A 7,459-nucleotide genomic window follows, 5' to 3' on the forward strand; every position below is an offset into this window, starting at 1 on the left:
GACCATCCCGGCTCGGCCGATCCGAGATGCACCGTGCAACATGCACATTCTCGGCAACAGCGGTTGACCAGCGTGCACGTGCACGACACTCTTCGGGGACACGAATTCCGGATACCACCCATTTCCGGTACCGCCGCCTCATCACCGAAAGAGACCGCCTGTGTCCGTCGTTGCCGACCGTCCCACCGCCGTACCCACCCCGTCCGATCACCTGCCGACCGGCGTCTTCGATCGTCCCGACATGCCGCGCGACTGCGAACACGAACGCGTCGTGTTCTGCCAGGATCGCGACACCGGGCTGCGCGCGATCATCGCGGTCCACTCCACTGCGTTGGGACCTGCTCTCGGCGGAACTCGCTTCTACCCGTACGCATCCGAGCAGGATGCGTTGACCGATGTACTACGGCTCTCCCGGGGAATGACCTACAAGGCAGCCGTTGCGGGCGTCGATCTCGGCGGCGGTAAAGCGGTGATCATCGGCGACCCCACCGCCGTCAAGACCCCGACGCTGTTGAACGCATACGGCCGGTTCGTCGAATCGCTCGGCGGAACGTACGTCACCGCAGGCGATGTGGGTACCAACAGCGACGATCTCGACATCATCGCCGAGGAGACGGCGCACGTCGTCGGCAAGAACACCACTGCCGGCGGCACCGGTGACAGCGGCCCACAAACCGCGCTCGGAGTCTTTCTCTCCCTTCGGGCTGCAGCCGAATCGACCTGGGGCTCCGACGATCTGACCGGCAAGCGCGTCGGCGTCGAGGGTGCGGGCAAAGTGGGCTACAACCTCGTCGCACTGCTTCGTGACGCCGGTGCCGAGGTGATCGTCAGCGACTCCTACCCGCCTGCCCTCGACCGCATCACCCTGGACTTCCCCGGTGTCACCGTCGAATCCGACATCATCGGTGCCGACATCGACGTCTATGCGCCGTGCGCCATGGGTGCCACTCTCGACGCCTCGTCGGTGGCCCGGTTGTCGGCGTCCATCGTGTGCGGCGCGGCGAACAACCAACTCCTCACACCCGATGTCGAAGCCATGCTGGCTGCGCGCGGAATCGTCTGGGTGCCCGATTACGTCGCCAACGCCGGCGGCCTGATCCAGGTGGAAGGCGAACTGCGCGGCAAGGATTCGGAAGAAGTGATGGCCACGATCGGCAAGATCCGCGACACCGTCACGGGCATCTTCGCCATCGCCCGCGCCGAGGGCATCCTGCTGGGAGCCGCAGCCGATCGCTTGGCGGAGGATCGAATCGCGGCTGCTCGCAGCTGATCACAAGCAAGCTTCGCTCCACTCTCGGCCGTCGATCGGGGAAATCCCGCACCCACGGCCTGGAGTGGAGCGCTACGTGCAGCGGCTACTGCAGCGCGATGTACTTGGTATCGAGGTATTCCTCGATACCTTCCGACCCGCCCTCGCGTCCGAAGCCCGATTCCTTGACACCACCGAACGGGGCGGCCGCGTCGGAGATCGCACCGCGATTGACCCCGACCATGCCGGTGTCCAGTGCCGCCGACACCCGCAGGGCACGGTCGAGGCTCTCGGTGTAGAAGTACGCCACCAACCCGTACCTGGTGTCGTTGGCTGCGGCGACGGCCTCGTCCTCGGTGTCGAATCCGACGATCGCTGCGACCGGGCCGAAGATCTCGTCCTGCAACAGATTCGCGTCGGCCGGGATGCTGTCGAGAACCGTCGGCGTGTAGAAGAAGCCGGGCCCCTCGGGTGCGGCTCCGCCGGTGCGCACCCGCGCTCCCTTCGCCACGGCGTCGTCGACGAGGGCGGTGACCGTTCGACGCTGCTTGTCGTTGATGAGCGGCCCGATATCGGTGCCATCTGCATCACCGGGACCGACCGTCAGCGCCTCGATCCGCGCGGTCAGTTTCGCGGTGAATGCCTCACGCACGGAGTTCGCGACGTACAGGCGATTCGCTGCCGTGCACGCCTCGCCGCCATTGCGCATCTTGGCCAGCATCGCTCCGTCGACAGCGGCGTCGATGTCCGCGTCGTCGAACACGATGAACGGAGCGTTGCCACCGAGTTCCATCGACGTCCGCAGCAGCCTGTCGGCAGCGCTGCGCACCAACAACTTCCCCACTCCGGTCGAACCGGTGAACGTGATCTTCCGCAGCCGCGGATCGTCCATCAACGGTCCGGTGACGGACGCGGCGTCGGAGGCCGGGAGTATCGACAGCACACCGCGGGGCAATCCGGCGTCGGCGAACACCTGCCCGAGCAGCAGCATCGTCAGCGGGGTGTCCTCGGCCGGTTTGACGATGACGGTGCACCCCGCGGCCAGTGCCGGGCCGATCTTGCGTGTGCCCATGGCCAACGGAAAGTTCCACGGGGTGATCGCCAGTACCGGGCCGACTGGCGACTTGGTGACCAGGATCGAGCCGTTGCCCGCAGGCGCGGGGGTGAACCGGCCACCGATCCGAACGGCTTCCTCACTGAACCAGCGCAGGAATTCGCTGCCGTACTTCACCTCACCGTGGCTCTCCGCCAACGACTTTCCCATTTCGAGCGTCATCAGCAGAGCGAAGTCGGCAGCACGCTCCTGCAGCAGGTCGAAGGCGCGCCGCAGAATCTCGGCTCGCTCACGAGCGGGCGTTGCAGCCCACCCCGGCTGCGCCTCGGCGGCAAGGTCGAGCGCGGTGATGCCATCGGCCGCGGTCGCGTCGGCGACAGTCGTCAACTCCTCGCCGGTCGCCGGGTTCAGCACGGCGAATCGTGCGCCCGACGCAGAGGTCGACTGCACGCCGCCGAGCCACAGATCGGTGGGCAGCGAGGAAATCAGGTCGGTGGCCGACATGTCAGTTCCCCTGTGCAGCAGCACGAAGCGCATCTTCGAGGACGGTGAGCGCCTCACTCAGCAAGTCGTCGGAGATCACCAGGGGCGGCAGCAACCGGATGACGTTGCCGTAGGTGCCGCACGTCAGGACTATCACTCCGGCCTCGAGTGCCGCCGCCGCAACGGCTTTGGTGGCCCCCGGGTTCGGCTCACGCCCACCCGGGACGACGAGCTCGATCGCAAGCATGGCTCCGCGTCCGCGAACGTCGCCGATGATGTCGACCTCGGAAGCCAACGCATTCAGTCGCTCGAACACGATGCGTTCGATGTCGCGCGCTCGGGCACTGAGCTCGAGTGTCTCCATCTGCTCGATCGACGCCAGGGCCGCGGCGCACGCGACGGGGTTGCCGCCGTAGGTGCCACCGAGCCCACCGGGGTGCACGGCATCGATCAGGTCGGCACGACCGGTGACCGCGGCCAGCGGCATCCCACCTGCGATGCCCTTCGCCATCGTGATCAGATCCGGCACGACGCCCTCGTGCTCGCTGGCGAACCAGGCCCCGGTCCGAGTGAAGCCGGACTGCACCTCGTCGGCGATGAACACGACGCCGTTCTCGCGTGCCCAGTCCGCGAGTGCCGGAAGGAAGCCTTCTGCGGGCACGATGAAGCCGCCCTCGCCCTGGATCGGCTCGATCAGGATGGCCGCGAGATCAACTGCACCTATTTGCTTGTCGATGACGGAGATGGCTCGCGCCGCAGCCTGCGCGCCGGTGACCGCGGAACCGTCGGAGTTCAGGCCCTCCCGGAACGGGTAGGACATCGGCGCCCGATAAACCTCAGGAGCGAACGGCCCGAACCCGCTCTTGTACGGCATCGACTTGGACGTCAGCGCCATCGTCAGATTGGTACGACCGTGGTACGCGTGGTCGAACACGACGACAGCAGACCGCCCGGTGGCATGACGAGCGATCTTCACGGCGTTCTCGACGGCCTCGGCACCACTGTTGAACAGGACGCTGCGCTTGTCGTGATCCCCCGGCGTCAACTCGGCCAGCTTCTCGGCGACCTCGATGTAGCCCTCGTACGGCGCGATCATGAAACACGTGTGCGTGAAGTGTGCGACCTGATCCTGCACTGCCGCAACGACTGCCGCGTTCGAGGCACCGACGGTGGTCACAGCGATTCCGGCCCCGAGGTCGATCAGCGAGTTCCCGTCGACATCGACCACGACGCCACCGTCCGCGTCGGCGACGTACACCGGCAGCGTCGACGCCACGCCCGCACCGACGACGGCCTTGCGGCGCTCCGCCAATGCCGACGACTTCGGTCCGGGGAACGCGGTGACGATCTTGCGCTCCTGCGGAAGTCGGTACTCGATCGAGGCCATGGTCGCACCTTTCATGTGGGCTGGTCCAGCAAGTATGCGACCGGTCGACCGCCCAGGACTGCTGCCAATTCGTCCATTCGAAGGGCTGGTTGCACTCCGTTTCGTCGACCCGGGGTTTAGAGTTCGACAGGTGAGCGTGCAGATGTCCTGGCTGCTGAGGCAGCAACACCTCCGCCTGAGTCACCGCGGAGGACCCGAACGCAGCGTCGTACCCATCACCTTCGCGCAGGCGACCGAGCTCACCGACCCCAGCCCTTGGCTGTCGGGTGGCGAGCTGATTCTGACGACCGGGCTCGGGTTCGACACCGACGGCCCAGCTCTCGGCACCTACGTCCGAACCTTGGCGGCCGCGGGCGTCGCCTGCCTCGGATTCGGAATCGGTCTGTCGCACAGCACGATTCCCCAGCACATTCTCGATGCGGCAGAGGACGTGGGCCTACCCGTCGTCGAGGTCCCCTACGACACTCCGTTCGCAGCCGTCATCCGCGCGGTCATGAAGCGAATCTCGGAGCAGGAGTACGAGCAGGTCGTTCGCGCGGCCTCGGTGCAGAACCGCATCACTCGGGCAGCGCTGCACGGCGGCGTGAACGCGATCGTCCGTGAGCTGGCCGTTGCCACGTCGACCTCGGTGGCGCTGATCGGCCGGCGCACCGAGTCGTTTCATCCCGCAGACGCATCCGACCTCGTCGAGCAGGCCCGCGAGATCGCCAGCAGCATCCGGCCGTCGTCCTCTCCCGCCACCGTGTCGGCGAGCGAACCGGGGCGCACAGTGACCCTGCATTCGGTTGCGATCACCGGTGGCGCTCCGACCTTCCTGGCCATTCGCACCACAGGGCCGATGACCGGGGTCGAGCAGATCCTGTTGGGACACGCGGTATCACTGGTGACGCTCGACCTCGAGAAGCCGGCACGACTGCGCGCCGAGCAGTCCAGGCTCAACACTCTCGCGCTCGGGTTGTTGCTCGACGGACATCTCTTGTCTTCCGACGATACGGCCCTACCGAGCTATCTCGCCGATGCTGCCGACGACGACTCCCACATCAGGGTTGCGGTGATTCGCGGACCGTCCGAACGCATCGCCGAGGCAGTCGACGCCGAGTGCCGGGTCCGCGCGCGGCCGACCTACGCCCGTAACACCGATACCGGCTGCGAACTACTGCTGCGCGGCTCCGACGACGCCCGGTTCGTTGCTCACCTCGTCGATTCACTCCCTCGGTCGACGTGTGCAGGCATCAGTTCCCGGCTGAACATCGACGAGTCGCCTACGGCGCTGCGGCAGGCCACACTCGCATGCGCCGCGGCGGGTCCCCACGACCGGATCGTCGAATTCACCGGATCGATGCTGTTGGCCTCCGAACCGGTGCAGGAGTCGTTGCGTGCCATGGCTGCCGTGACCATCGCGGTACTGGCCGAGTACGACCGCACCCATTCCGCCGATCTGGTCGGATCGCTTCGGGCTTTCCTCGAGGCGAACGGGCATTGGGAAACCGCTGCGGCGCACCTGTCCGTTCATCGTCACACGCTGCGAAACCGGATCACGCGGTGCGAGGAATTGCTCGCGGTGGATCTGACGTCGGCGCGGGTGCGAGCCGAACTGTTGCTCTCACTGCTTGCCGCGACAACGTGAATATCGGCACACGTGTCAGGATTTCCCGATGACCACGCCTCGTCCCGAACCCCACATCGCCGTCGCAACTGCGAAATCGGTTCGGCTCGGAGTACTGCTGGCGGCAGTCGGCGGATTCCTCGACGCGTACACCTACATCACCCGTGGCGGCGTGTTCGCCGGTGCGCAGACCGGCAACGTGGTGCTGCTCGGTGTCGATGTCGCCGGTGGCAGGTGGATCGAGGCGCTGGCCTTTCTGCCGCCGTTGGCGGCCTTCGTCCTGGGCGTCGCGACCGCGGAATTCATCGCGCTGCCCGCGGTTGCGAAGATCGTGCGAAGACCGGTGCGGGCGGTGCTGGTGTTCGAGATCCTGGTGGTCCTCGTCGTCGGATTTCTGCCGGCGACCGTGCCCGATGCGGTGGTCTCGGTGATCCTCGCTCACGTTGCCGGCGTGCAGGTGACCACCTTTCGCGTGCTGGTGGATTCGCCGTTCAACACCACCATGACGACCGGGAATCTCCGTAGCATGGCGATGGCCGCATTCCATCGGGTGGTCGAACACGATCTGGAGGCCGGTACCCGCGCCCGACGGTTCGGCGCGGTGATCTCGGGATTCTTCGGCGGGGCGCTGCTCGGCGCAGTCGCGGTGGAGCTGTTCGGGCTACGGGCGATCTGGGTCGTCGCCGTCATGCTGACCATCGCTCTGGCACTGTTCGTGTTCGACGAGCGCACACCCAGGTCGTTGCCTCCGAAAGGTCAGTCGCCCAACCGAAGCGGAGCAATGGACTCGAACACATCGCCCGGCCCCGGGTTGCCTGCTGCCGACGAACCGCCCAAGTGATGCACGACGCCCCACACCGCATTCAGTGCAGTGTGAATGGCACCCTCGGCCCAACCCGCCGTCCACGAGATGTCGTCGCCGGCTAGGAAGATTCCTCGATGTCGCGGGTCGAGTCGGTGCTGCACGAAGTGAGTGAACAGCCTTTCCTGGTAGCGGTAGTGACCCGGCAGGTTGGCTTTGAAGGCACCCATGAAATCGCGTTCGGTTTCCCAGGACAGCGTCACCGGGGTGGAAATGATGTGGCTGCGGAAATCGACGCCCGGGTAGATCTCCTCGAGCGAGCGCAGCATGATGTTCATGCGTTCGGTCGGGTCGAGAGCCAGCAGCTTGAGCGAATCGTCGGACCACGTGTAGGACAGGCAGATCAGCCCAGGCTTGCCCTCGCCCTGGTCGAGTAGGTAGGTGCCACGACTCATTCGGTCGGTCAGCGTCATGCTGACCAGATCGCGGCCGGTGACCGGATCCTTGTCCTTCCAGAACGGCCGGTCGACGAGTGCGAACACCTTGGTCGAACCCATGTAGTGGGTGCGTTCGATGGCGGTCCAGTGGTCGATGGGAAACAGATCGTCGTCACACCTGATGTTGCTGAGCAGCATCCAACTCTGGGCGGTCACGACGGCGGCCGCGTACGTACGGATGTTGCCGCGGTCGTCGTGGATCGTGGTGCCACCGTCGGTGCGTCTGATCTCGGTGACGCGCGACATCGTGGTGCCGCCGTTCAGTGAGGCCACCGATGTGCCCGCGGGCCAGTGCGCCATGTTCGCAGGCGTGTCGGTCCACAACCGCATCGGCAGTTGCTGTGAGCCGCCGACGATTCCGCGATGGTGGTCGTCCGCTGC

The 7,459-nt window shown here is 66.0% G+C and carries 6 protein-coding genes; 3 read left to right on the forward strand and 3 right to left on the reverse strand.

Annotated elements, in window-relative coordinates:
* The first annotated feature begins 160 nt into the window (after positions 1-160).
* Positions 161-1,270, forward strand: coding sequence for a Glu/Leu/Phe/Val dehydrogenase (locus RHBS_RS06240; protein WP_128645175.1), 1,110 nt, complete (start codon positions 161-163; stop codon positions 1,268-1,270).
* 85 nt (positions 1,271-1,355) lie between these two features.
* Here the strand turns inward: RHBS_RS06240 and RHBS_RS06245 are convergent, their stop codons facing one another.
* On the reverse strand, positions 1,356-2,807 hold the full coding sequence (locus tag RHBS_RS06245; RefSeq protein WP_128645176.1) for an NAD-dependent succinate-semialdehyde dehydrogenase: 1,452 nt from the start codon (positions 2,805-2,807) through the stop codon (positions 1,356-1,358).
* 1 nt (position 2,808) lies between these two features.
* A complete protein-coding gene (gabT, locus tag RHBS_RS06250; RefSeq protein WP_128645177.1) occupies positions 2,809-4,173 on the reverse strand; it encodes a 4-aminobutyrate--2-oxoglutarate transaminase in 1,365 nt (454 codons plus the stop codon).
* 130 nt (positions 4,174-4,303) lie between these two features.
* Here gabT and RHBS_RS06255 point away from each other — a divergent pair, with 130 nt between their 5' ends.
* Together RHBS_RS06255 and RHBS_RS06260 are read left to right on the forward strand one after the other, a co-directional pair.
* On the forward strand, positions 4,304-5,800 hold the full coding sequence (locus RHBS_RS06255; RefSeq protein ID WP_121870506.1) for a PucR family transcriptional regulator: 1,497 nt from the start codon (positions 4,304-4,306) through the stop codon (positions 5,798-5,800).
* 28 nt (positions 5,801-5,828) lie between these two features.
* Positions 5,829-6,620, forward strand: a complete 792-nt coding sequence (locus RHBS_RS06260; RefSeq protein ID WP_121870507.1) for a YoaK family protein — start codon at positions 5,829-5,831, stop codon at positions 6,618-6,620.
* On the opposite strand, the gene RHBS_RS06265 is transcribed toward RHBS_RS06260, so the two are convergent.
* A partial coding sequence (locus tag RHBS_RS06265) for an FAD-dependent oxidoreductase (protein ID WP_145977481.1) occupies positions 6,536-7,459 on the reverse strand: 924 nt, incomplete at its 5' end. The two genes, RHBS_RS06260 and RHBS_RS06265, sit on opposite strands and share 85 nt — an antisense overlap.

The organism is Rhodococcus sp. BS-15 (genome assembly GCF_000813105.1).
GTDB lineage: Bacteria > Actinomycetota > Actinomycetes > Mycobacteriales > Mycobacteriaceae > Rhodococcoides.

Bases quoted from the DNA above. Each gene is read 5' to 3' on its own strand.
- RHBS_RS06245 (WP_128645176.1), bottom strand. From the start codon at position 2,807: ATGTCGGCCACCGACCTGATTTCCTCGCTGCCCACCGATCTGTGGCTC.
- gabT (WP_128645177.1), bottom strand. From the start codon at position 4,173: ATGGCCTCGATCGAGTACCGACTTCCGCAGGAGCGCAAGATCGTCACC.
- RHBS_RS06260 (WP_121870507.1), top strand. From the start codon at position 5,829: ATGACCACGCCTCGTCCCGAACCCCACATCGCCGTCGCAACTGCGAAA.